The organism is Paenibacillus sp. JJ-223 (assembly GCF_927798175.1).
In the GTDB taxonomy this organism is placed as follows: Bacteria; Bacillota; Bacilli; order Paenibacillales; family Paenibacillaceae; genus Paenibacillus; species Paenibacillus hubeiensis.
The window spans coordinates 137,368-161,371 of the sequence record NZ_CAKMMP010000006.1 but is presented as its reverse complement, the minus strand read 5'-3'; the positions used below and the strand labels follow the sequence as shown (position 1 = coordinate 161,371).

Sequence of the window (24,004 nt, the reverse complement as noted above, 5' to 3'; positions counted from 1 at the left end):
CTGTTCCTCTTGGGCTGAAGCTTGCAGCCTGTGTTGGCGGCAGGTCAGATCGAATACTCAAACCAGTCGAAACGGGCAGGAGTGCTGCTTGCCCGGCCGTTGCCCGTAGCGTATAGCCCGATCACCGCTCCGGTGAAGCACATTTTATGGACAAAATCCTCCGGAGAGATGGCACGCGCCGAACCCGACCCCAAACCCCTCCAGTTTTCCCCGTCCTCGGAACAAGCCAGCCTGTATTCCTTTTCTGACGATTCGATCCGGAGCCATAGCTGCTCCGCTTGCGTTTCGCTTTCATGAACCGTGTGCGACTCTCCGCGCACCGTCAGACGGGCAAAGAGCACATTGCGGTCTTCCAACCGTCTTATGCCAAGCTCGTAGTGCGCGTCCTCATCCCGGCGGATGCACAACCCCGCTTCTTCCCCGTCGGCGACCGGCACGAATGACATACATGCCGTAAAGCTGGCATGCAGATGCTGCTGCCTCCGGCCGACAAACGTGAGCTGGCCAACGTCGCCGAGACCCGCCGCCTGACCATACAACGTCAGGAAACCCGGTTTTTCTGCAAGCGAGCATGCTCCCTCTGTCGGATTGCGTACAAACATCCATTGCGGTCCAAGTTCTCCATCGAATTCGTCCCGGCCGACAACGATGGCTCCATTTTCCTCCAACAAAGAAGGGGCCGTCACGGGCTGGCGCTGAACCGTCATATCCAGGCTCACTATTCCTTCATTGTTGTCAATGTGCGGCCAACCGTCATTCCAAACGACCGGTGCGAGGAACGTTTCCCGTCCCAGCACGCTATATCCTTCCTCCGTCAACCGCACGCCGAGAAATACGGCCCACCAGTCGCCGTGGTGATCCTCCACCAGATCGGCATGGCCCAAATACTGGATTGGATGATCCAGATGGCGATGGGTCAGGATGGGCTCTGGATAGCGTTCGAACGGACCGTAAGGTTTATCGCTTCTGCCGATGATTTCGCGGTGCTCCTTGGCCGTTCCGCCCGAAGCGGACATCATATAATACATGCCGTTGATTTTGTACAAATGCGGCCCTTCGGTCCATGGACCGCCGTCTCCATGCCATACGACTTGCGGTTCGGAGAGCGCCTCTCCCGTCGCAATGTCGATCTCATACTGAATGGCGTGAGAGTCGTAATCCGCGCCTTGCTGGGCCGTAACATACACTTTGCCGTCATCGTCAAAAAACAGCGATGGGTCAATTCCGCCATACGGAATGCGAATCGGATCGGACCACGGTCCGGCAGGGTTGGTTGCCGTCACGTAGAAGTTGCCGATGCCTCTCACATCTGTCGTAATCATATAGAACGTGCCTGCGTGGTAACGCAGCGCAGGAGCGTAAATGCCGTCCGAGCTTTTCTGCCCGGTCAAATCAAGCTGGCTGATCCGGTCCAGTACATTGCCGATCTGCTCCCAATGAATCAGATCCCGGCTCCGAAAAATCGGTACTCCGGGAAAATATTCGAACGAACTGCAAACAAGGTAAAAATAATCCTCCGCCTTCACGATGCTCGGATCCGGATAAAATCCAGGCAGGATCGGATTGGCATAACGGATCGTATGCGATTGAAGCTGTGGCATTATTCCTTCACACTCCCTACGTTAAGTCCAACGACAAAGTATTTTTGCATGAACGGATATACGAGCAGGATCGGTACCGAAGCAACAATGGTAATCGCGGCCCGGATTGAAATCGGCGTTACCTGTGTCGAATGCTCCACCCCAACGCCGTTGGCTACCGAAGGGTTGCTGTTGGCGTTCATGCTGGAGGATAACAGCTTCATCAATTCATATTGCAGCGTGCTCAGCTCTTGACGGGAGGACGTATACAGAAAAGCATCGAACCAGGAGTTCCATGCCCCTACCGCGACGAAGAGCGCAATCGTTGCCAAAACGGGTTTGCACAGCGGAAAGATGACTTTCCAGAAAATCCTGAAATCTCCGGCCCCGTCTATTTTGGCTGATTCGATCAGGCTTTCGGGGATGGTATAGATATAAGTACGGATGACGATCAAGTTAAACGCGCTGACCAGCGACGGGATGACATACACCCAGAACGAATTGATCAAATGCAGGTCCTTCATCAGGAAATACCCCGGAATGAGCCCTGCGTTGAAATACATCGTCAGTACAAACACGGTCGTGATCAGCTTGCGGAAAATATATTCCCGGCGGCTCAGCGTATAGGCCAGCATGGTGGTCAGGAATATATTGAGCACGGTGGAAAGCACCGTACGCGCCACGGAAACCATGAACGCATTATAAATCGTGCCTGATGCAAACACGGCTTTGTAGTTCTGCATCGTGAACTCGCGAGGCCATAAGTACAATCCACCCCGGATGGTGTCATTCCCTGCATTGAACGAAACGACAATCGTGTTCAGAAACGGGTACAACGTGACAATGACCAGCAAAATCATAAAGATGGTATTGAAGGTGTTGAACAGAATCGGTTCAATGCCCCTGCCACCCGGGCGGCGTACGGAAAGTGCCGTATTCCCTGAACCGGACAATGTAGTTTTTTTCATGATTATAACAGCCTCTCTTCCCCAAGCCGCTTGGCGGTCCAATTCGCGATGAGCAACATGGTAATGCTGACTACGGTTTTGAATATCCCGCCGGCAGTAGCTAGCGAATAGTTGCCCTGGGCAATCCCGTATTTGAGCACAAAGATATCAATCGTTTCCGACCAGTCAACAACAAGTCCGTTGCCCAGCAAATATTGAACCTCAAAGCCTGCTTCCAAAATATGTCCGATCGACATAATCAGCAGGATGACAATGGTTGGCTTGATTCCCGGCAGGGTGATGTTCCACATTTTTTGGTACCGATTGGCTCCATCAATGTCGGAGGCTTCATACAGCGCCGGATCAATAGAGGCCATAGCCGCCAAATAAATAATCGTGTTCCAGCCGACTTCCTTCCAGACATGGGAACCCGCAACGACTCCCCAGAAATACTTTCCTTCCGTCAGCCAGAGAATGGGTTCATTGATGAGGTGCAATTTCATTAAAATATCATTAACGATGCCGTCGGAAGCGAGCGAGGTCGCCACGATGCCGGTAACGATAATCCACGATAAAAAGTGGGGCAGATACGAAATCGTCTGCACCGTCCGCTTCCACATGACCTTTTTGATCTCATTGAGCAGCAGGGCCAGAATAATCGCGGTTACAAAGCCTAATATGAGGTTGATCACACTCATCGCCAGCGTATTGCGAAGCACTCGCAAAAAGTTGTCATCCGTGAATAAAAATTGAAAATGCTTGAATCCTACCCAGGTTTGCTGTGAGAAGCTTCTTGCAGGCTTATAATCCTGAAAAGCCATGGTCCAGCCCCAGACAGGGACGTAAGCAAAGGTAACGATATACGCAAGCAGAGGAACAGACATCCAGATCAGCTGTCTCTGCGCTTTGATGTTCTGCCAGGTCAGCCGTCGGATTTTCGGTTTTTTCTTCGGGCCGAGCGGCTTGTTGCCCACTACGATTTCCTCCATAATATCAAGCTCCCTATCCAGCTTTGTATTGAAAAGAAAACGTCAAGCGACGTTTTTCCAAGATGACAGACTGCGTCCAGCAATACGCGTTTTTGCAAAAACAGGAAGGAAGGAAAGCTGCCTCCCTTCCTGATGACCGTTGTCTTATTTCACGGACCAGTTATCGATTCTCCACTGCAATACTTCATTGATCCGGCTTTCGTAAGCCTTGATATCCAGCTTTTGAATTTCGGAAACGTATTCGTTCCAGACACTGCCGAATTCCGATGGGTTGGCCAGAATCGCTTTCGGCAAATATTTGGTCGACAATTCGTTCAGCTTGGTATTGGCAATCTTGGCTGGAGAACCTTCAACCAGATCGACGGACCAGGCCGGGTAGTAGATTGGATTTTCCGGCGGATCGCTGAAGAAATCCACGTAGCTGTTGAATCCATATGCATCCAGAACTTCCTTATCAAACGGTTTCAGGCTGGATTGATATTCTTCGGGCTGATTGCTTGCCGAAGTGGCGTTGCCATCGCTGAAATAACCTTCCAGCTTCGGTGCGGTGGCATAGTAGGCGTCCGCTTTGTTAGCCAGCTTCCATGCAGCATCCGCAGCGTTGTCGCGTTGTTCCTGCGTTTTCATGAAGCGTCCTTCGTCGTTGACGTAGTAGTCCTCGCCCTCAATGCCCCAAGTGAGCGTTTTCTGCCATTCTTCTTCCATCAACTTGTCGAGCACTTTAATAATTTTTACAGGATCTTTAGCGCTTACGGTAATACCGAAACCGTTGTTCAAGTTGAGCGCTGCACGGTCGCGGTAGTAGTCCTTCGTGCTGCTATCGTACACGAGCGGGAAGCCGACATACGTGCGTTCGATTTTGCCTTGTGTTACCAAAGAATCTTCAGCGCTGCCGAAGTTCCAGTGCTGGTCGAACATGCCGAGTACTGTGCCGCTGGACAATTTAGCCATGTACTGATCGTAGTTTTGCGCAAACGCTTCCTTGTCGAGCAAGCCTTGTGCGTTAATTTCATTAAGCTTCTCATAGTACGTTTTGGCGTAATCCTTGTCCGCAAAAATCTCTGCCTTGCCATCGTTTACAACGACGCCGCCATCATTCGGATGACCGATCAAATGCTGTGGCGGGTTCAAAAGGCCCCAGTTTTTCCAGTCATAGTTCAATACCTCGAAGCCGATGGTCGGCTTGCCGTCGATGGTTGGATATTTCTCCTTGTATTTCGCGATCAACTCAAAGTATTCGTCCAGTGTCTTCAGCGTCGGGTAACCGAATTCTTTCAACACGGCTTTCTGAATCCAGAAGGCAGGTCCACTGTAATAAGTATCCGCTACCTCGCCGTTGTAAGCCCCGTAGTTGGGCAGGTAATAGATGTGCCCGTCGTTAGGGTCCTTCATCTGGTTCCAGTACTTTTCATAATGCTTCTTCAGATTAGGCGCATGCTCCTCGATCAGGTCTTCGAGCGGAATGACCGAACCGGCTGCAGTCAGCTTGGTATCCGCTGAGATCAGATCCGGATAATCTCCTCCGGCAATCATGACGCCGAGCTTTTGGTTTTTGTCGCCGGCCAAAAATTCGAATTTGAACGTAACGCCAAGCTCTTCCTTCATTTTCTTGTAGATTTTGTTGTCTGCGGTTGGCTGCTGTCCGGCCTCGTTCAGAAATACCGAGATTTCGATCGGATTGTCAGGTCCAACCTCGCTGCCGCTGCTTGCCTCGCCGCTGCCTGGTTCATTTGCACCGCCGCCTGAGCAGCCGGCCAGTGCAACGCTAAGTGATAGCAGCAGTGTTGCCCCCATGCGGAAAAACTTTTTCTTGCTGTCCCCCATAAAGCACCTCCAAAATTTGATCTTGCTTTTGTGAAAGCCCTTTCATGTGAATGATTTCATTATAAATTTACAGCTGTCTGGAAACTATATTCGAATTATAGCTCTTTCCGAGAAAAGCTCAGGTTTTCTTGTATTCGTTGGGGGACATCTCAAGACGCTTCTCAAATTGTTTCAAAAAATGATTGTAGCTGGCGTATCCAACCCTTTCTGCCACCTCGCTGTTTTTGTACAGATTCGTCTGAAGCAGCCGGCAAGCTTCCTCAATGCGCAGATTATGGAGCAGCTCGTTGAAGCCGATTCCGTTTTTCCGTATCAATAATTGCCCCAGATAAGCCGGGTGCAGAAAGAAACGTTCCGCCAGCAGCTTAATGGTCAATCCTTCGCGAAAATGCGTATGGATATAGTCATTGATATCCTGCACAATGCCCTGGGCCTCGGCCGCATTCTCCTTCAGCAGCAATTCAAAGCAGACTCGTCCGCATGAATGCAGCATGCCGATCAAGTCATCAAAGGTCAACAGGACTTCATCCAGATTGGGGATCTCGAACAGACGATTCGAAGGGCCTGAATCCTTTTCCATTTGTTCCCCCATATACGCGCGAATTTCATGAAGAAGGTAGATGACGAATTTTCGGGCCTCATCCGGGTGAACCCGCGTCTGACGGAAGGATTGATTCATATGATCCACAACGGCCCGATAGGCCGCATGGTCAATGAGATGAAACGTTCCCAGCATGCGATCCAGCAGCTCCACCTGGTCGTAATGCCTTTGAAAAACATGCTCCTTGAGCGCGTCATATTCCAATACTTCGTTTCTCTCCGCTTCATAAAAGGCGTGCAGCAGCGCTTCCTCGGCCGTGATTCGCGAATGGCCGATGCGCGTCAGCGAGGATTCGGCTGCGCCAATCGCCATAAAGGCACGAAAGCCCGCCAGATGGCGAGCCAGTGCCTCCAATCGCTTCCTTACGCTTTCTCCCGATCCTTGGGAGGAGTGGGCAGCATCTCCGAACACAATGGAAACCAGATCGTTGCGCAAGCGGATCATATAGATGGCGTTCCACCCGTGCAGAAACTCTGCTGCAATGCTGTTCCATCGGCTATAATCCTCTCCGGACACCTGAACCAGGCATACATTCCAGACATCGGCGGACCGGGACAGGGATTCCATGAATCGAGCAGCTTCTGTGGATAGCGCTGTACCCGTCAGCGCCTCCTTAATCGCCAAAATCTCCTGCTCTCTCTGCGCGACCTGTCCGATATAAAGCTGCTCCTGCTCCTTGATCAGCTCTTGACCTATCGCGCGCACCTCGGACTCTGCCTGTTCCTCATCCAGCGGTTTGAGCAGATACCGGGAAACTCTGAATTTCAGCGCTTTTCGCGCATACCCGAAATCGCTGTATCCCGTCAAAATAATAAACTTGGTTGACCAGTTGCCTCTGCGCCGCCATTCCTCGATCATCTCCAACCCGTCCATGACCGGCATATGAATATCGACCATGACCAGATCCGGCTTCAGCTCTTCCATCCGTTCCAACCCTTCCGCCCCGTTTCCACACAAGGCACACACCTCAAACCCAAGGCTTTCCCAAGGGATACACAGCTGCAAGCCCTCCAGCGCCCAAGGCTCATCATCGATCAGCAGTACTTTAAATGCCAATGTCCTTGCCTCCTTCTCCACCCTGATGCTCCAGCAGGTGCAACGGAATTTCAAAGGACACCTCGGTCCCCTCGCCCATTCTGCTCACCAGGCTGAAATTCACCTTATCGTCGTAATACAATTCAAGACGACGATAGACGTTGCGCAGGCCGATATTGCTGCCCCCGCTCTCCTCCTTGCTCCGCATGTGGTACAGAACCTCTTGCAGCCGCTCCTTGTTCATGCCCTTGCCATTATCGGATACAACGATGCGCAGGCGCTCGCTTGCGATTTCGGCTCGGATCTTCACATAGCCAAAACCCTCAATAGCCTGTATGCCATGCTTGCAAGCATTCTCTGCCAATTGCTGGATGCTCATTTTTGGTATTTTATAATGCCTCGCTTCATCGCTGATGTCAATGTAATATTCAAACTTGTCCCGGAAACGGAACTTTTCGATCCCCAGGTACATGACCGTAAAACTCATCTCCTCCTCCAGCGTTACCAGGTCATCCTTCCAGTTCAGCAGGCGGCGCAGCAGTTTGGAGAGGTCCTTGATGATATCCTTGACATCTACATAATTGTTTTTGGTGCTAACGACAAGCAGCGCATTCAGCGTATTAAATAAAAAGTGAGGATTCATCTGGCTTTGCAGCAAATTCAGCTCGGCACGAATGCGTTCGGCTTCCTGGCTTCGCTGCTGAATTTCAAGTTTGTACACATTGTTGATCAAGGAATGGATCTGAGCGGTCATCATATTGAAATTGCGGATCAGATGGCCGATCTCGTCTTTTCCGCCATCAATGTTGATCAGATCGAATTTCTCGTTGCCCACCTTTTGCATATGTCTGGACAGACGCTTCACCCGATAATTGTAGGACCGCAGCATGACATAGATGAAAACCGACGTAATCAGTGTAATGATGCCGGCGAGCATGCCGAAATAAAGCTGCATGGACAGCATCGCTTGTTTGACGCGTGTTTCCTGGGGCACGCCGATCAGCTTCCAGCCTTTCACATAGCTGGCGGTGCCAATCGTAACGATATGTAGGTCCTTGTCTGCCGTCTTGCTCATATCGAACAAGGCGTAGTCGCTATCCACCTCGCCCTGATACTTGTCATCCGTCGACACGATGATTTGATTCTGGGCGTTGACCAGATACAGATCCAACGAGCTTTTTTCTCTGGCAATAACGTCGTAGAAACGATTAAGGTAAAAGTCAATGCGGACCAGCTTTTGATAAGAATTGTCCGCGTTGTAATAGTCCATTTTTTCAATTACGCTAAAATACGAAGCGATCGCCGCCCGATCATTCGCAGCCTGATCGCGGTAAGCGATCACTCTCAGCGATTCTCCTGCCGCTTTCCACTGCCTGAACCAAGTACTGGCGCGCATCGTATCGTCCAGATAGTAATAATCCCCGCCAGGCACGATCGTTGGATTGTCCGTGTAGATGCCAATTCGCTGAATTTGGTTGTTCACGGGAATATACGAGGTCACCCGGTGGCGGAGCTGCTCATCGAACGTGGTGTAGAAATCCAGCTGGCCGTTGTACTCCCGATCCATCGATTCGGACAACAGCTTGTCCGTAATCAAGGCGTGACTGACGGCGATGCCGCCGTCAATCATCGTATGAATGTCCTTTCTGGCCCGCTCCAGCGATATTTGCAAATTCTGTTCCTCGCGCTCCTTGATCAGACCGGTCATGCGATCCATGAACAAATAATTGCTCGCGATGATGGGAAGCAAAATCCCGATAATGTAGATCAGCATAAACTTGTAGTTCAGAGGAATATCGTTCACGATGCCGCGCCATCGGAATTTTTTAAACATATTTGCTATCGCCATCCTTCATTCGTTACTTTCCGAGTCGGAACTATGGTTGCTTTCTGTATGCGGAAGGGGACATGCCCGTCATTCGCTTGAACTGACTTACAAAATAGTCGGCATTCGGATACCCTGAGTTTACCGCGACATCGGCAATGCTTAGACGGCTCTGGCGCAACAGCCGCTTTGCCTCTTCAATCCGTTTATCATTCAGATACTCCCGAAAGGACTTTCCGGTCTGCTGTTTGAAGGCTTGCCCCAAATAGTTGGCATTCATATGAAATTTCTGAGCAAGCTCCTGAAGCTGCAGTTTCTCCCGGAACTCCTGATTGACATACTGCACCACCCGAAAGGCCGTGCTGCATTCCTTTTCTTTCCGCTGCTCCTGCAGCGCCTTCGAGGCAATGCGGCTTAATTCGAGCGCATATTCCCGAAACGCGGGATAGGAATGTATGCCGGTAAGGCCGACCGGCATCTGTTGAACGTGCAGCATAAAGCTGTCCATATCCCCGTCCAGTTCCTTCAGCTGCTTGAGGACCCCCATTTCGAGGGCCAGCAGTTGAACCCGGACATATTCAATGTCCGACCCGTGGCTTCCTGCGTCCGAATTGGTCAACAGCGCATGCACCTCTCCCTCCAGCCTGTCTTGTTCGCCCGACAAAATCGTTGCAAGCAGGTTTGCCAGAGCTTTATGATTTACGCAGGCCACGTCCTCGTACTGCGGCAATTCCTGATCCTGCACGAAGCCGCCTCCATGCTGGTAACGCTTCCATTTCAGCGCGGATAACGCTCTGTCATACGCTGACCGCAGCGCGCCTACTCCGCCTGATTGATGACCGAATGAAACAATGATCGACGCATGGCCGGAGTATGTCTCAAACAGACTTCTCCCCAATGTTTCAAGCCGCTCCAGAGATCCTCCGCTTTCGGCAGCGAACACGCCGATTCTTCCTTCGGCATCCATAAAAGGCTCTGACCAATGTTCGTCGGCCAACAGGCGTACCCGTGCCTTCACGTCCTCTGTGCCGGCATCCGTTTCAATCAGAAGACAGGCCATGCTCTCACGACCTTCCATTTGCAGCATGCCCATCACCTCCGCTTGCAGTTCGCTGTCGTCCTCACCCTGCAGCAGACGGTTGAACAAACAATTCACATATAAAGCACGCTCGCGCTGATGCGCTTCCTTCGAAGCATGCTCCTCCTGGATTTTACGGCTCATCTGCTCCAATACGGTTTCAATCTCGGCCTCATCAATAGGTTTGAGCAAATAATCCTCCACACGCTGTTCCAACGCCGTTTTGGCATATTCGAAGTTGTCATATCCGCTTAATATGACGAATCGCGGTGGTTTGGCCAGCCCATGCATAGAACGGTCGATCAGTTCGAGACCACTTACGGAAGGCATGTGAATATCTGTAAACACCAGATCCGGCTGAAGCCCCTCAATCATCGACCAGGCGGCATTGCCGTTCTCGGCCTCTCCGCAGATTCGAAAACCGTATTTGTCCCAATTCACCATGGTTCGCAGGCCTTCCAGTACCCACGGCTCATCATCCACTAATAAAACATTCATCATTCATGTTTCCCCCTTTCATGAAATGAAGCTTGCAGGGTGTCGTGTTTCAAACGTTGCCGCCATTCGTACTGTCGCCCTTCAACTACCGGAGCAACAAATCCGTACTTACATATGGATTACGATGCAGGATGGCCGTCATACGCTGCAGCGTTTCGCCATGCAAAGGCACGCCTCCGGTCCGTTTCAGCAAAAGCCAGCGCAAGCAGGCAAGGGCTTCGAACCAAATCATATCCTCACTGGCATAATCGTTCCACTGGAGAAATTCCACACGGTACGTTTTTCCGTATTTGTGGCCGGTATAGACGTCCATCAGGAAAACAGACCATGCGACGTCGTATCTGGGATCGCCCCATTGTCCGTTCGTCCAGTCAATGATGGTGCAGCACCCGTTCGCCTCCAGGACGTTCCACAAATTGTAGTCTCCATGAATCAGGCAGTCCCGCCTGAGTGATACGCGCTGAAGCGCATCGGATAAAATCCGTTCCAGATCCGGATGACTTGCAATGCCGGGAAAAAAGTAACCGGCGAAATCATAGGCTGGAATAAAATCATCATCCTGGGGGCTTTTCCTAAAGCGGTGTACTTCCATCAGCATTAACGCCAGGTCCTTGAGCTTCTCTGAAGTCAGCGTGTCTACAGGGATGCCGGCGTCGTTCATAAGCAAAACCTGATTCCGCTCTGCATCTTCGCCCCATCCATAAGGGATGGACACCTTCACACCTTGATGATGCAATTCGGAAAGCAGCCGATACTGATTGGCGATATTGGGCCTGGATTCCTTGTTCCAAATTTTGAGCACACAAGATCTGCCTTCGAACCCGTACCGATATACGTCTGCCTCCATCCCTGGCGACAAGGGGACGACATGCCATGGCTGGTTCATGAGTGCCCGAATGTCCTGATGGAGCTCGATCCAATGAATATCTTTCAATGCACAAACACCACTGCCATGCAATCTGGTTCCCCCTCCCCTACTCCCCCTCAAAAACATTTCTGCCAGATGCGGTTACAAGGCTCCTGGCGGAAATTCGAATCATGTCATGCTCCGCCGGTCCATATTTCTTCCTCGCCCGCCACTGTCGCGAACAATCTCAGCACATGATTATGATGTGAGATGATCTGGCCTGCCTGCAGCTGCGGGGAATGCCAGGTGCTGTGCGCATCGCTCACGAGCGTTACACCATACCCGTGACTGAACGCGCTGCGGCAGGTCGTATCGACGCATACCTCTGTCTGCATGCCGCACAAGATGAGCTCTTTCACGCCCATCTCTTGCAGTAATAAATGTAATTGCGTTTCATAAAAGGAGTCCGGCGTCAATTTCTCGACGATAGCATCCCCTTGCAGGGGCGCAATGCTTGGATGAATTCCCCAGCCGTTCGCCCCCCGTTCCAGCGGGGTGCCCGCTCCTTCGGTATGCTGAATGTAGATCACGGGATGACCGTTTTGGCGTGCTTTGGCGATCAAACTTTTGATTTTTTGAAGCAGCGCCTCTCCCTGGACTACAGGGTCGGCTTCATCGAACATGGCTACCTGAACGTCGATAACTAGAAGTGCTTTTGAGTTGCTCATCCCCATTCCTCCGCTTCCAATATTTTATAATGAGCATCGCTCATCCAACCGGAGGTTTAATCGTTTTGGATGAGGCAAGCAGCCTTCGATCGATGCACGCGAATAACAAGGCGGCCAAAATGCCAAGCAAGCTCAGCGGCAGCCACTCGCCAAAAGAACTTTGGAGCGCCCTTCCGGAGGTAATAACGATCAAATAGATGGTTCCTCCAGCAAAACCAGCGATTGCATACCCAATCGTCGTTAACGTCGTTCTGACACCGGCATTTGCCGTGTGAATCTTGCCCAACCCGTAATCCAGGAGGAACGAAACGGGAATCCCAATCAACAGAAGCCCCGGCGTACCGTAAATCGCATAAATCAGAACGTACATATGGAAATCGTACGCCCCCCTCATGCCTACCGATAGAAGACCTAGAATACATGCAAATGCGATGGACGCAAGCAATGCCGAAAGCAGTTTTCGCGGGATAGCAGCCATCATCCGTCACCCTTTCTTTTCGTTTTCGGGCCGCTGCTGTTTCATAGATCCGGGTCGCCCTTTTACCGGGTAGCCAATTTCCCGGATGTCCTCTTCAAATCTCTCGATGCCGGGAAGTATGCCAATGAAGTTTGAATCCGTCATCATTTCATCTCTCCTCTCCCCGACCCTTCTTCATTCATATCCATCATAACCCATATATCGGAAGATGTGACAGCAAAAAAAACCACGGTTTCCCGTGGTTTTCCGCTGTAGTGCGCCTCATTTCAGGCCCACCCTCCATTTCTCTTCCCTTCCCGTCACATCACGAGTCATTAAAACCGAAACCGCTCATGGCCGCCATCGGCCACGCCGTCTATGCGCTCCATGTCCAGCAATCTTCGCTTCAATTCAAGGCCGCCGCGAAATCCGGTCAGCTTCCGGTTGGCCCCGATAATTCGATGGCATGGCAGAAGGAGGGGAATGGGATTTGCTCCGTTCGCAGCGCCTACAGCCCGTACGGCGGAAGGTCTGCCGATGGCCACGGCAATATCCCCATACGTCCGGGTCTCCCCGTACGGCACACGTCCAAGTTCCTGCCATACCTGCTTCTGAAACGCCGTTCCGACCAAATCCAGCGGAATGTCCCGCGATACCGCCATCCGTTCTCCGTTGAAGTATGCCTTCAGCCAATCGACGATGCCCGTTCGTTCCAGCGCGGACGCGTCTTCCTGCAGTTCCGCTTCCGGCGAGATCCGCGCAGCCCATGCGCTCCAGTCCTGCAGCGTTTCGTTCGGCATCACGATGCGGCACACCCCTTTTTCGGTAGCCATCGGGATCCAGGGCTGCCCATCCAGCTCCAACGCGGTCCATTTTATGCTTTGTCTCATCGGTTGTCCTCCATTCCGTTCAACCCTTGCTGCTCCGTGCAGTATGCTGCACTTTGGCAGTCTTTCTTTTCATGCTGCGAATCAACGCTTTTGTCTCTGCATCCACGCGGAGCGATTCCGTAATCTTTTGAAGCGCCTTGTTGTAGGTGAAATCGTCCAGCGTATTGTTTTGCAGATAACGCATCGTAATGTCAGGCTGCTTCACATAAGCGATCGAAACGGCCCAAGCCACGGCCATTTTGACGTAATATGCCTCATGCTTGATCCGGTCCAACGCAGCCAGCGCCCTGTCGATATAATGCTCGTCCATATAATAATTCAGGAGCATGACCGCCCCGAAGCGAATCTCGTATTCCTGGTCAGAAATCAGGTATGGCTGCAAAAAAGCCCACACTTCGTCTTGATGCTGTTTCGCCCTTTTCAATCCGATGCAAAAGCTGTCGCAAACGGACCAGTTATCGATCTTGGGAACGAAGCGGGCAATCTGCCGCAGCCATTCCTCCAGATCGGTTTTGACATAACCAAGCACCATCGCCTGCAGCATGGCTTCTTCGAAATAGTCGTTCTTCGCCGTCTCCAGGAAACCGCGCCAGTCTTCGGCCGCGATTCTCTTCGCCACCTTGCGCAACGCCGGCAACCTCACTCCGAGCAAATTCGTGATGTTGGGAATGAGCGCCGACGCAAATTTTTGATATTCCGGTTCGGCCAGGGACAACAATTCGGTACGCACATCAGTAATCACTCGGGTCCTCCTCTGATATATAAACTGCAATAATCAATCACACAAGGCCACTGCGAGCGCAGTACCATCTTCCGATCGCTGTTATCCCCAGATTTTTTGATTCCCCTTTTTTAAGGGGAAAATCCGGTGATAAATGCGAACGCTTCGCTTCTCCAGATTGGTTCTGCCTCTCCGTTAACGTGTGTATGTTTTTTGCGGTTTACATAGTATATGTATCTACAAGTATAACTTTTAAGCCTGTGATTGTAAGCCTCACAGGAATGTTTGAGCAAGATTGCAAAATCGAGAAACCTACTTCACTGAAAAAAGAAGCGACGAAAGTTTCTCTCGTCGCTTCTTTTTCCTTGCCCGTTACTATTGTTTGGTAACTTGAATATAATCGAAATCCGGAATAAGTGCACCAGCTGCATCAGACAATTGTTGTTGGTCTTCTTGATTGACTTTTGAATATTTGATTTGAATGTCGCTGCCTTGCTCCACAGCCTGTTTAAATTTCCAAGAATATTTTTCATTGAGATCAATATAAATTTGATTTTTGCTGTTCCAGTTAAGCGACATCAGGTACCCGCGAAGAGCATATTCCACGCCATCGATCTTCAACGTTAATCCTGCTGCCGCTGTCGAAGAATTACTTATTTCGAATCCGTTCGCAAATGATAAAATAATTTTACCGTTTTGTTGAGAATAACTTGCTGTTGGCGACCCGGAAGCAGGAAGCTGCAAAATCGGTCCTGATATTATCTCTTCTGGATATGAATCCTGGGCCCAATCGATCAATCCGGTTGAATTGAACTTTAACGTTGCTTCCCCTTCAGGAAGAGGTGAATCAAATTGCAGTGTGTACGTGATCTCGCTCGATCCATAGCTGTATTTGATGAAATTCGGATTGTAACTCACACTTGCAATTTGCATACTGAATCTTGCTCTAGAAGCCGCGTCGAAATTCAACTCAGGAAAATCATACGGATCCCAGCCGGGCTCTATGTCTACCAAAACAGAACGACGATCAGAACTAAGCATAATATTTGTGAATTTTGGACTATACGCATTAATTTTTGCATTGGAGAAGCTTACTACCTCATTTTCAGCATCGCTCAAGTCCTTCAATGCAGTGCCGTTATAGCTGACTCTCAGAGTACTCAAATCAGCCTCTGTGATGCCACTGACATGAAGCTTGACATAGGCCGGTTGGATCCCTGTCTGCTTGTTAACTACGCTTAAAGATTCCACGCGGCCACTGCTCAGCGTAAAGTCTTGGATGGAAGGAACGCTGCTTGTGTTTAGTTTCTCGTTGAAATAGACATAAATCGAGTCCAGATCTCTGTTAATATACTTTGCGTAAGAAACTGGAGGTTGGGTATCCAAACTGCCGACGACGGTCTGGTCGAATTGAATTCGAGTGACTTCGCTTGAAACATACCCTTGGGATTGGTTAGCAATAACAAATTCCACTTTGGCTTCTGACTTATTACTATCAGAGATTCTGACCCCTGTATCGAAATCCTGAACCTGGTTGATTTGATCGGAGGTTATTTCAAAATACGGCCATTGATTCGTATAAATAAGCTTATTGTTTTCCCCTGAATGCCCTTCAAGGACAGCCTTTACATCTGACTTCCACCCACCATTAATAACGTTGACAATCATGTAGACTTCCGCAGGCGCGTTTAGTGCATATTTAACATGAATTGTGCCATCTTTAATATAAGCTTGTGGATAGCTGCTCACAAAATACGGATCGATAAATCCGTCAATGCCTACATTGTTCGTTCCAGCGGCCCTGATCGTCAAATCGTATTCATGTGTTCCTGCCGCTCCGCCGCTTAAAGTCGCTGTTAATTTTACGAATTGATCCTCTTTTTCAATTCGGGTGATGACCCCTGTGCTGGACAATGCAGACTCATTATCAGTCGACCAACTGATTAGAACTCCCGGATAGCCTGGCAGGGAAGTCGGAAGAAACAAATCACTAATGACGTTATTTTTATCTGTATTTTTCCCGAGGAACACTTTCTCGATTTCAGCGAATACTTCCTTTGCGCTTACGGGAGTTTGAACAGGTCCGAAAGCTGCACTTATGGCTGAACCGCTAGCCTGGATTTCGTCAGACGCAACATGAATACGAATATACTTTCCGCCATCGTCTTCAGTTAACGTATATTTTGCAAATGTTGCCCCATCAATTTTACTGTACAATCCTGTCTCTGTATCCGAATGATACCACTGATACAAAGCCTCTTGATTTACAGGCCCACCTTCGTAATGCACTGTTCCTGCACTTAACTCTGATCCTACCAATAGCTCCCCTGCGATCGGATCGATTGCCTGTAGAACCACTGTTCCTTCCGGACGATACGTAATCGTCATAGAAGTATCCGCATACCCTTCACGAGAGATGATGAGCTGATGCTGTTCAATGTTTCTTGGCTGATGGATGTCTAACTTGAGCAAGAAACGGTTGGTTTCATTTCCTTGACTCAGTCCCACTCCAAATTCAGGATTATACTCCATCCCATCCAAAGTTACTTTTACCCCAGAAACATCCACTAACGGATTTGCATCTGCGTCCGTTAAAGAAACAACACTGTATACAGAGGTAGTTACCGTTCCCTGCAAAGCTTGCGTTGCTGTTATCGAAGCATCGTAATGATTTGCTTGAATTAACGATTGATCGCTGCTTAGTATCGTAACATGTTCATTATTGGTTTTTGTTTCCTCATCCAGTTGGGTATCGGGATCTACAATGGACCCTTCATATTTAGACAATGTTATACCCAATGCGGGTGCTGAAACCGTAATCGTTGAACTAAAGCTAAATGTTCCATCCTCAGTCGTAGCGATAACTGTTCCTGTACCGGGAGTCAAGGCCGTTACTAAACCAGAATCGCTTACACTAATGATCGAAGTCTGGCCGTCAGCTACTTTCCAGTTGACTCTGGGATTGGTCGCATTGCCGGGCGAAACCGTTGCGGTAAGTTGCGTTTTTTGGCCAACCACAAGAGAAGCCGATGCAGGTGCAACCGTTAGGCCTGTCACCGCAACATATTCGTTTCCATTCCCTGGTGCAGAGCCTCCCGAATTTCCTCCTCCGGTGCTACTTCCACCAGAATTTCCAGCATTTCCAGCATTACCACTATTTCCAGTACCTGTACTCGATCCTGTCGTTCCAGCCGAAGGTACATAAGCAGCACCGTTAACTACAATGCTTGAGTTGCCTGAAGACTTGTCAATGTTGACGTTTCCGGTAATATTCGTTTCTGCTTCAGCAACAAACTCCTTGATCGACCCACTCGCTGTAATTTGTACATTCGCGGCATGGTTCACTACTTTGTTGAAGTTGCCGTCCAGTTTGATTTCTTGGCCTGCAAGGATATCGGCCGGGATTTCAACTGTCTCAAATCCGCCACCGGTAAGGTCCTTAGTGACAACCAAAGCGCCGCTTTCAAGTACAGTTAAAGATACCGATGTGCTTCCTGTAGCAAGAATCCGCACTTTGCCATTGTATTTGTTAACGACAAGTGCTCCTTGTACATCTACATTATTAAAAATAATGGAGTGCTCCCCACCGCCTTGAATGTGAACGTTGCCTTTGATTTGGACGTTATCAAGGGTTACTTCACCTTCTCCGACACCTTGTGTGACATACAAATCTCCGGAAATAGTCATATCCTTCAAAATCACATCAGGGGTATTGACCACAATATTTCCTTGGACGTCTTGCGAATATTCTCCAGGGGTTGTGACGAGCATCTGTATCAAATGATCAAATAAAGTGACCGCTTCTGCTCGAGAAAGGTTGGCCTGGGGCTCGAACGATCCATCCGGTCTGCCGTTAATTACTGATGCGGATACGAGGCTTTGTACCGATGCTTTGGCCCAATCAGCGATTTGATCACTGTCTTTGAATGTAACCGAATCTGTACCAGCAGCCGTTTGGAATGCTCCGGCCAAAAGCACTGCCGCTTCCTGACGCGTAATGGTTTTCTCCGCCAGAGCCTCACCATTCGTTCCTTTAAGAACGCCTGCCTTGTCCAGCTTTAGAATCGCACCGTAGTACCATTTATTCGATTCTAAATCCGAGAATGAATTGCTTCCCTCTTCTATGTATTTCATAATATTGTCAATCATGGCGGCAAACTCAGCCCTTGTTACTGGTGAGTTAGGACGAAACTTGCCATTGTATCCTTTTACTACGCCGTATCCTGTCCACTCTTCAATTGCTTTTTGTCCCCAATGTCCTGAAATATCCCCGAACAAGGACTTGCTGTTGAGACTCTCTGTAGAAATGGTTTCCGCATTTGAATTCATAATTTCAAAGGATGAAGCAAAAGTTGGAGTTATTCCCGGTAATAAAAGTGCGGTTGCAAGGCTAGCGCTTACAATCTTTCTCGAAAACTTCTTATTCATTTTTTATGGACTCCCTCTTCAAAAATTGGTAAAGGCTAGTTTTGTTATCCCTCCCTTCAGCAATTATAGTCGACTTAGTCTTTAAGACTCTCTTTTGGATCATTATAGTAAAAAAGACATAATGAAATATTAGTCTTTAAGAATCATAAAAACAATAGATTTGGTAAAACTTTTTCTTTTTTATATTTTTTTATCGTATTCAACCCCAATGTTCCTAACCCTTAAGCACTATTCTAACAACCTAAAGCGACTTTTCTGCAATAATGTACTATAACGAACATATGCCGCCAAGGTATGATTCAGGGGACTTCAATTCCAAGGAGGCACCATGAATCTTACGTCCTTTCTCGTCTACTGCGTCATCGTCACGTTTACCCCGGGACCCAGCAACCTGGTCATTCTGTCCTCCGTCCAACATGCGGGCGTGCGAAAAACGATGTCCTATGTATGGGGCGCTACGCTGGCCTTTGGCCTGCTGCTGGCCGCCTCGGCGTATCTCAATCATCTGCTGGCAGACATGCTGCCGGGCATTCTTCGAACCATTCAGATCATCGGCTGCGTCTACATGCTCTATCTGGCATTCCAAATCTATAAAATGGGTTCAACCGAATCGACGGGTGGGCATACGACCGGCTTTATAAACGGCCTGCTGATGCAATTTGTGAATCCCAAAGTCATCCTGTTTACGTTTACCGTCATTCCAAGCTATGTGCTGCCCTATTACAACAATCCACAAACGTCGTTCATCTTCGTGCTGCTGATTACATTCATCGGTTTTCTCGCGTACTCCAGTTGGCTGGTTTTCGGGGCCGTCTTTCGCACCTGGCTTCAAAAACACCGAAAAATAGCAAATACACTCATGGCATTATTTTTGGTATACTCAGCTATCATGGTATCCGGGATCATATAGAGAGGGGCTGACAGGATGGATATGTTCAACTACAAAAAAACGACCGACGTGCTGTCCCTGACGGCCAGCTTCTCGGAATTCGCCTATAAAAAGCATTGCCACGAGGAATATGCGGTGGGGGTCACGCTGCGCGGCATTCAACAATACCATTTGGATGGGCATTACCAAGCTTCCCATAAAGGCGGAGTTATGCTGTTCAACCGGGAACAGTCCCATGACGGCAGCTCCTACGACAAAGACGGCATCGATTATGTCATGCTGTACATTCGGCCGGAGCTCGTACAGGATATTCTGGGAAAAAAGGAGCTGCGTTTCGACGCGCCGATCGTCTATGACCGCAGAATGGCCAGCAGCATCTTGAAGCTGAACGATGCCGTTCAGCGTCAGGACGAGCCGCTGTGCAGCGAACTTTTGCTGGACCTTGTTCATTTTCTGGCCCGATCCGAAACCCGGAGTCCGGCACTCAGGCCCCATCACGAGTTTGTCCGGAAAGCCAAAGAAATCATGTTTTGCAGTACGGACGACGTACTCCAACTTGAGGCATTGTGCAGCGAATTCGGCATGTCCAAGTACAAATTTATCCGCGAGTTCAAAGCACTCTCAGGCATATCGCCATACCAGTTCTTCCTGAATTGCAAAGTGGAGCGGGCAAGGCATGTCATTGAAAGGCAAATGGATATCTATGCCGCCGTGGCAGAATGCGGCTTTGCCGACCTGACACACCTGAACCGGCATTTTCGCAGAGTATTCGGCATTACGCCCCATGAATACATGCTGCAATTGAATGCGTAACAAGACGGTCGCGCCTGTCCCAAGCAGCTTCACGGCTTCGCCAGCCGAAGCATTTTTCAAGGAAAGATTTTCAGAACAGCGATGTCATTCCACAATGCCATCCTGAATGAGATGCAAATCGACATGGACCCGAATGTCCATAGAACCGTAATTCGCATAAAATTTCTCGCTGTTCCAGTGCGGAGTGCAGCTTCGCACATATTCGCCATAAGCGACGGGGTCAACATTGGCTTGTTGAAATTTGCGCACCAGTTGATTGATTTTGGTTTCGAGATGTTTCTTCATCTCGGTTTCGTGGGCTTTCATGTCCCGGCCGGAAAGCAGAAACTCGTTGCGCGCCGCTTTGATGACGGAAGCATGGATTTGCACGGAGGTTTCTATCGCAGGTGCGGCCGAATGGCCGCCCAACAAACGATGCTTCACCGACGAAGACGTTATTTTCAGCAGCGCGTAATCATCCCCGGGCGGAGTGGTCTGCCGGTTCTTCGCCGAATCGCCGATCGGGGCCAGAAACTTGCCGTTTTTCGCGTTTTCCGTTAGCAGCTTCAGGCAGAGCCCTTCTTCTTCATTGATCTGCAACGCAGCTTTGTCCCCTTTGAAAACGACCACCCCGTCCACGGCGATGCGGTCCTCTCCGATCGGCCTGAGCCGAGGCAGGTATACGTCCTGTCCCTTGCTGAAATATTGGAACAATGCCTGGTGCAGGCTAAAATGGGGACTGTTTTGAGCATTGGAATTTTGCTCGATCAGCTTTAACAGGAACAGCGGATCGTTGAATTTCATCGACTTTTTGATCAGCTCCAGCGCTTCCCCCTCGGCCACGGCCATTTGCATTCTTCGGGACACCCGGGTGTTATGGGCCAGCACCTGCAGAATGTCCGCGATTCCCCGCTCGACATATGCCTCGCCCAGCACCATGACTCTCAGTTGACCGTATTCGATCGGCTCTTTCGCCTGTGCATTCATGCGCGGCATTACGTCGAAGCTGTTGGTCGAATCGATCTCCAGCAGGTCTACCCCGCTCTTGTCCTTGTCCGTATATTCGCCGATCAGCACGCCATTGTGGATCTGGTTGTCTTTCAGGTCGTACGCGGAGGTCAGCACCAGACTGATCTCGTTAATGATGCTGGTATCCCTGCACGAACTGAGAAGCATCAGGGTGAAGGACAGCAGCAGTATTTTGCATGCACGAACCATACGTGTCACTCCTCGTCGAGTCGATTCGTTTGGCGGGATGTCCTCGGATTGTAGCGCCTCATGGACAAAGGCTTAAGATAACTCGGTCTGGTATCGGTCACCTCATAGGACGCGCGAATCAAACTGTCTGTGAGATCCTTGAAACGCAGCGGAAAGAAGGGGGCCATATACGGAGAACCCAGCGAGCGCAGCCTGGAAAGGTGCACCAGCAGAAAGCAAAGCCCGATCGCGATGCCGAGCGCACCCCAGATGGCTGCCAGCAAAATGATGGGAAAACGCAAAAAGCGGATGGCATTGGACATTTTATAGATCGGGGTCACGAAAGAAGCGAGTGCGGACAGCGAAACGATAATGATCAGCACGTTGCTGGTTAAGGCCGCCTCTACGGCCGCCTGGCCAAGAATGATGCCCCCCACCACGCCCAGCGTCTGTCCGATCCGGTTCGGCAATCTCGCTCCTGCCTCCCGCAGAAATTCAATCGTAATTTCAAGAAAAATGGCTTCGATAAAGGGAGGGAACGGCACGTTCTGCCGGGACGCAATCAGCTTGCCGAGCAGTTCCTTCGGCACCACTTCGTAATGATAGGTCATCAATGCCACGTAGAGAGCCGAAGCAAACAGGGAGAAAACGACGCCAAAGATGCGAATCAATCGAAAAAAGGAACCCAGCGCCCAAGGCAAATAATAATCCTCCGGCGAAACGAAAAAATCGAACAGCGTGGACGGTCCCGTCACGATGCTTGGCGAGCCTTCGCTGATGACGGCCACTTGGCCCTGCATGAGGGCATAGACGACGCGATCGCGGCGCTCCGTCGTCGTGAACAGCGGGAACGGGGTCAGCGAATTGTCCGTGATCAGCTGATCCAGTTGCGACGTGTCGAAGACTACGTCGAAGTCGATCCCCCTCAGTCTCTCCTCCATCCTGGATACGTTCTCGGGATGAGCGATGCCCTCGACGTACAGGATGGCCACGGTGGATCGGGATAAAGAGCCGAGCGTCATTTGTTTGATGATCAGATTCGGCGTCCGCAGCTGCATGCGAATCAAATGCAAATTCACCGGCAATGCTTCCACGAACCCCACCTTCGGGCCGATGACGCTGAATTCGTTCTCGGTGTCGTTGTCGCCCCGCACCCCGTCTTTACCGACCATCGGAACAATAATAACCTGCTCCGCCCGGGCATGTTCACGAATGATCAGATTTCCTTGAAGGAGCAGCGGTATCACCTGATCCGTCTGCTGCTCGACTTTCGTTTCCTCGATCGGGATGCAGCGCAACAGATCGTGCAGCTCCAATCCCGCACGGGGAGCAAGTTGGTCCTGCAATCCGTGAATGACCAATTCCAGCAGACGGCTGTCCACCAAGGTCTTGTAGTAACACAGCTGCAGCTCCAGACCATTTCCGTCCAATTCCATATTCTGAACGATAAAGTCGTCGGAACGGCGGCAGGAGGAGAGCAGGTCTTTGTCCTGATGCTCCGGATTCGGAGATGTCTCTTTTTGCTCCGTATTCATACGCCCTCCCCTTTCCCTGGATGAAGTGGCTCGCCCTGTCTCGGACGATCCCTGTCGCTTCGCCGGATCAATGAAACCAGAAATAACAGCGGAACGTACATCAGAATCAGCATTTCCCCTGTCAAGTCATACCAGGCCGTCAGTTTTTCGAGCATGACCGTATCCTTGACCACGAACAGCATCGTCACAAAGAGCAGTATCATCGCCTTCAATCCAAGGCTGGGCCGGATGGCGCTTTGCAGCTTCATGCAGCGGCAGGAGGCCCAAAGGCTTAAAGCGATGATCGACAACATTTTCAGCAACCAGAGGGACAGCGCCAAATATTCCATGCGCTGGATGAGCGGCAGTTCGATGATGCTGATGAGACTGAGCGTGGGCCACAAATGCTCTTTCATCTGTCCGGGGCTGAAAAACATGTAAGCAAGAACGAAAAAAACAAGGTAAACCGCCGTTGCGGTGAACAATGCCGAATACGCCCATTTCACCGAACGCTCCGGAGACTTCACGTATGGATAGATCACCAGCAGTATCCCGCAGCCGATGAATTCATGCAGCATCTGCCGCGTGGACACCCATAACGCTCCCGCATCGTGATCCAACACGGGAAGCAGATTGCGGGGATGCAGGTAGGAGGCAACCATAAAGGTCTGGGGAAAAACGAAAATCAGGATAAACAACGTGCCCCACAGACAGATGCCGGCAACCGAACGAATCCCGCCCGAGACGCAGTAATAGATCAGGATGAGAATAACCAGACCAAGCATCCACGCGTTTTGCATTGGCAGAACCCAGAGCTGGATGATATGGACATAGGTTTGGAACGTCACGAGCGCCCCCATGATAAAGTACAGAATGAACATCCAGTTGATGAAGGCTCCCAGGTAGGAACCCCAGTATCGACGATTGATATGCACAAGAGAGGATCGGTCCGGAGATTGGCGGCCAAGCAGAACAAACATCATCTTGATGATCAGGCCGATGATGGCGGCTGCGGCCAAAATGCTGATCCAGCCGTCATTCGCCGCGCCGCGCAGCATATTGTGTTGAAAATTCATCAAACCTGCACCGACGAAGCTTACATAGAGCACGAAATATAGATGAAGCGGGGACATCGCGTAGCGATTTTCAGAAGTGTTCACAGAG

General features: G+C 50.2%; 18 protein-coding genes. 2 read left to right on the top strand and 16 right to left on the bottom strand.

The features are described 5' to 3' along the window. Window positions 1–44 precede the first annotated feature (44 nt). The 13 genes from L6H98_RS12850 to L6H98_RS12790 all read right to left on the bottom strand — a co-directional run bounded on the left by L6H98_RS12850 (window position 45) and on the right by L6H98_RS12790 (window position 18,448). Window positions 45–1,601, bottom strand: a complete 1,557-nt coding sequence (locus tag L6H98_RS12850) for a glycoside hydrolase family 43 protein (RefSeq protein ID WP_236415584.1) — start codon at window positions 1,599–1,601, stop codon at window positions 45–47. Next, entirely contained in the window at window positions 1,601–2,440 is an 840-nt protein-coding gene (locus L6H98_RS12845; protein WP_236415831.1) for a carbohydrate ABC transporter permease, read from the bottom strand. Before L6H98_RS12845 ends, L6H98_RS12850 begins: the two co-directional genes overlap by 1 nt. 110 nt (window positions 2,441–2,550) lie before the next feature. After that, window positions 2,551–3,516, bottom strand: coding sequence for an ABC transporter permease subunit (locus L6H98_RS12840; protein WP_236415582.1), 966 nt, complete (start codon window positions 3,514–3,516; stop codon window positions 2,551–2,553). 144 nt (window positions 3,517–3,660) lie between these two features. Beyond that, window positions 3,661–5,340, bottom strand: a complete 1,680-nt coding sequence (locus L6H98_RS12835; protein ID WP_236415580.1) for an ABC transporter substrate-binding protein — start codon at window positions 5,338–5,340, stop codon at window positions 3,661–3,663. Window positions 5,341–5,458: 118 nt separating this feature from the next. Further along, window positions 5,459–6,997, bottom strand: a complete 1,539-nt coding sequence (locus L6H98_RS12830; protein ID WP_236415578.1) for a response regulator — start codon at window positions 6,995–6,997, stop codon at window positions 5,459–5,461. Continuing rightward, window positions 6,987–8,810, bottom strand: a complete 1,824-nt coding sequence (locus L6H98_RS12825) for a histidine kinase (protein ID WP_236415577.1) — start codon at window positions 8,808–8,810, stop codon at window positions 6,987–6,989. Before L6H98_RS12825 ends, L6H98_RS12830 begins: the two co-directional genes overlap by 11 nt. 43 nt (window positions 8,811–8,853) lie before the next feature. Next, the gene (locus L6H98_RS12820; RefSeq protein ID WP_236415576.1) at window positions 8,854–10,380 is read right to left on the bottom strand and encodes a helix-turn-helix domain-containing protein; all 1,527 of its coding nucleotides are present in this window, start codon (window positions 10,378–10,380) and stop codon (window positions 8,854–8,856) included. Window positions 10,381–10,462: 82 nt separating this feature from the next. Next, window positions 10,463–11,311, bottom strand: a complete 849-nt coding sequence (locus L6H98_RS12815; protein ID WP_236415575.1) for an aminoglycoside phosphotransferase family protein — start codon at window positions 11,309–11,311, stop codon at window positions 10,463–10,465. Between the two features lie 107 nt (window positions 11,312–11,418). Next, complete coding sequence (locus L6H98_RS12810; protein ID WP_236415574.1) at window positions 11,419–11,952, bottom strand: cysteine hydrolase family protein; 534 nt, start codon at window positions 11,950–11,952, stop codon at window positions 11,419–11,421. Between the two features lie 40 nt (window positions 11,953–11,992). Next, a complete protein-coding gene (locus L6H98_RS12805; protein WP_236415573.1) occupies window positions 11,993–12,433 on the bottom strand; it encodes a hypothetical protein in 441 nt (146 codons plus the stop codon). A gap of 311 nt (window positions 12,434–12,744) precedes the next feature. Then, window positions 12,745–13,299 (bottom strand): methylated-DNA--[protein]-cysteine S-methyltransferase, encoded by a 555-nt coding sequence (locus tag L6H98_RS12800; RefSeq protein ID WP_236415572.1) that lies wholly within the window; start codon window positions 13,297–13,299, stop codon window positions 12,745–12,747. Window positions 13,300–13,318: 19 nt separating this feature from the next. After that, on the bottom strand, window positions 13,319–14,041 hold the full coding sequence (locus L6H98_RS12795) for a DNA alkylation repair protein (protein WP_236415571.1): 723 nt from the start codon (window positions 14,039–14,041) through the stop codon (window positions 13,319–13,321). A gap of 354 nt (window positions 14,042–14,395) precedes the next feature. Continuing rightward, the gene (locus L6H98_RS12790; RefSeq protein ID WP_236415570.1) at window positions 14,396–18,448 is read right to left on the bottom strand and encodes an S-layer homology domain-containing protein; all 4,053 of its coding nucleotides are present in this window, start codon (window positions 18,446–18,448) and stop codon (window positions 14,396–14,398) included. A 328-nt stretch (window positions 18,449–18,776) separates the two neighbouring features. On the opposite strand from L6H98_RS12790, the gene L6H98_RS12785 reads away from it, so the two are divergent. Then, complete coding sequence (locus L6H98_RS12785) at window positions 18,777–19,358, top strand: LysE family transporter (RefSeq protein WP_236415569.1); 582 nt, start codon at window positions 18,777–18,779, stop codon at window positions 19,356–19,358. A 15-nt stretch (window positions 19,359–19,373) separates the two neighbouring features. Then, window positions 19,374–20,150: an AraC family transcriptional regulator gene (locus L6H98_RS12780; RefSeq protein ID WP_236415567.1), complete on the top strand. Its 777-nt coding sequence runs from the start codon at window positions 19,374–19,376 to the stop codon at window positions 20,148–20,150. Window positions 20,151–20,234: 84 nt separating this feature from the next. Here L6H98_RS12780 and L6H98_RS12775 read toward each other — a convergent pair whose 3' ends face one another. From L6H98_RS12775 to L6H98_RS12765, 3 genes are read right to left on the bottom strand one after another with little or no spacing between them, the layout of a single operon-like run. Beyond that, on the bottom strand, window positions 20,235–21,347 hold the full coding sequence (locus L6H98_RS12775) for a Ger(x)C family spore germination protein (RefSeq protein ID WP_236415566.1): 1,113 nt from the start codon (window positions 21,345–21,347) through the stop codon (window positions 20,235–20,237). A gap of 5 nt (window positions 21,348–21,352) precedes the next feature. After that, window positions 21,353–22,861 (bottom strand): spore germination protein, encoded by a 1,509-nt coding sequence (locus L6H98_RS12770; protein ID WP_236415565.1) that lies wholly within the window; start codon window positions 22,859–22,861, stop codon window positions 21,353–21,355. Then, the gene (locus L6H98_RS12765) at window positions 22,858–24,000 is read right to left on the bottom strand and encodes a GerAB/ArcD/ProY family transporter (RefSeq protein ID WP_236415564.1); all 1,143 of its coding nucleotides are present in this window, start codon (window positions 23,998–24,000) and stop codon (window positions 22,858–22,860) included. The genes L6H98_RS12770 and L6H98_RS12765 overlap by 4 nt, the downstream gene beginning before the upstream one ends. Window positions 24,001–24,004 lie beyond the last annotated feature (4 nt).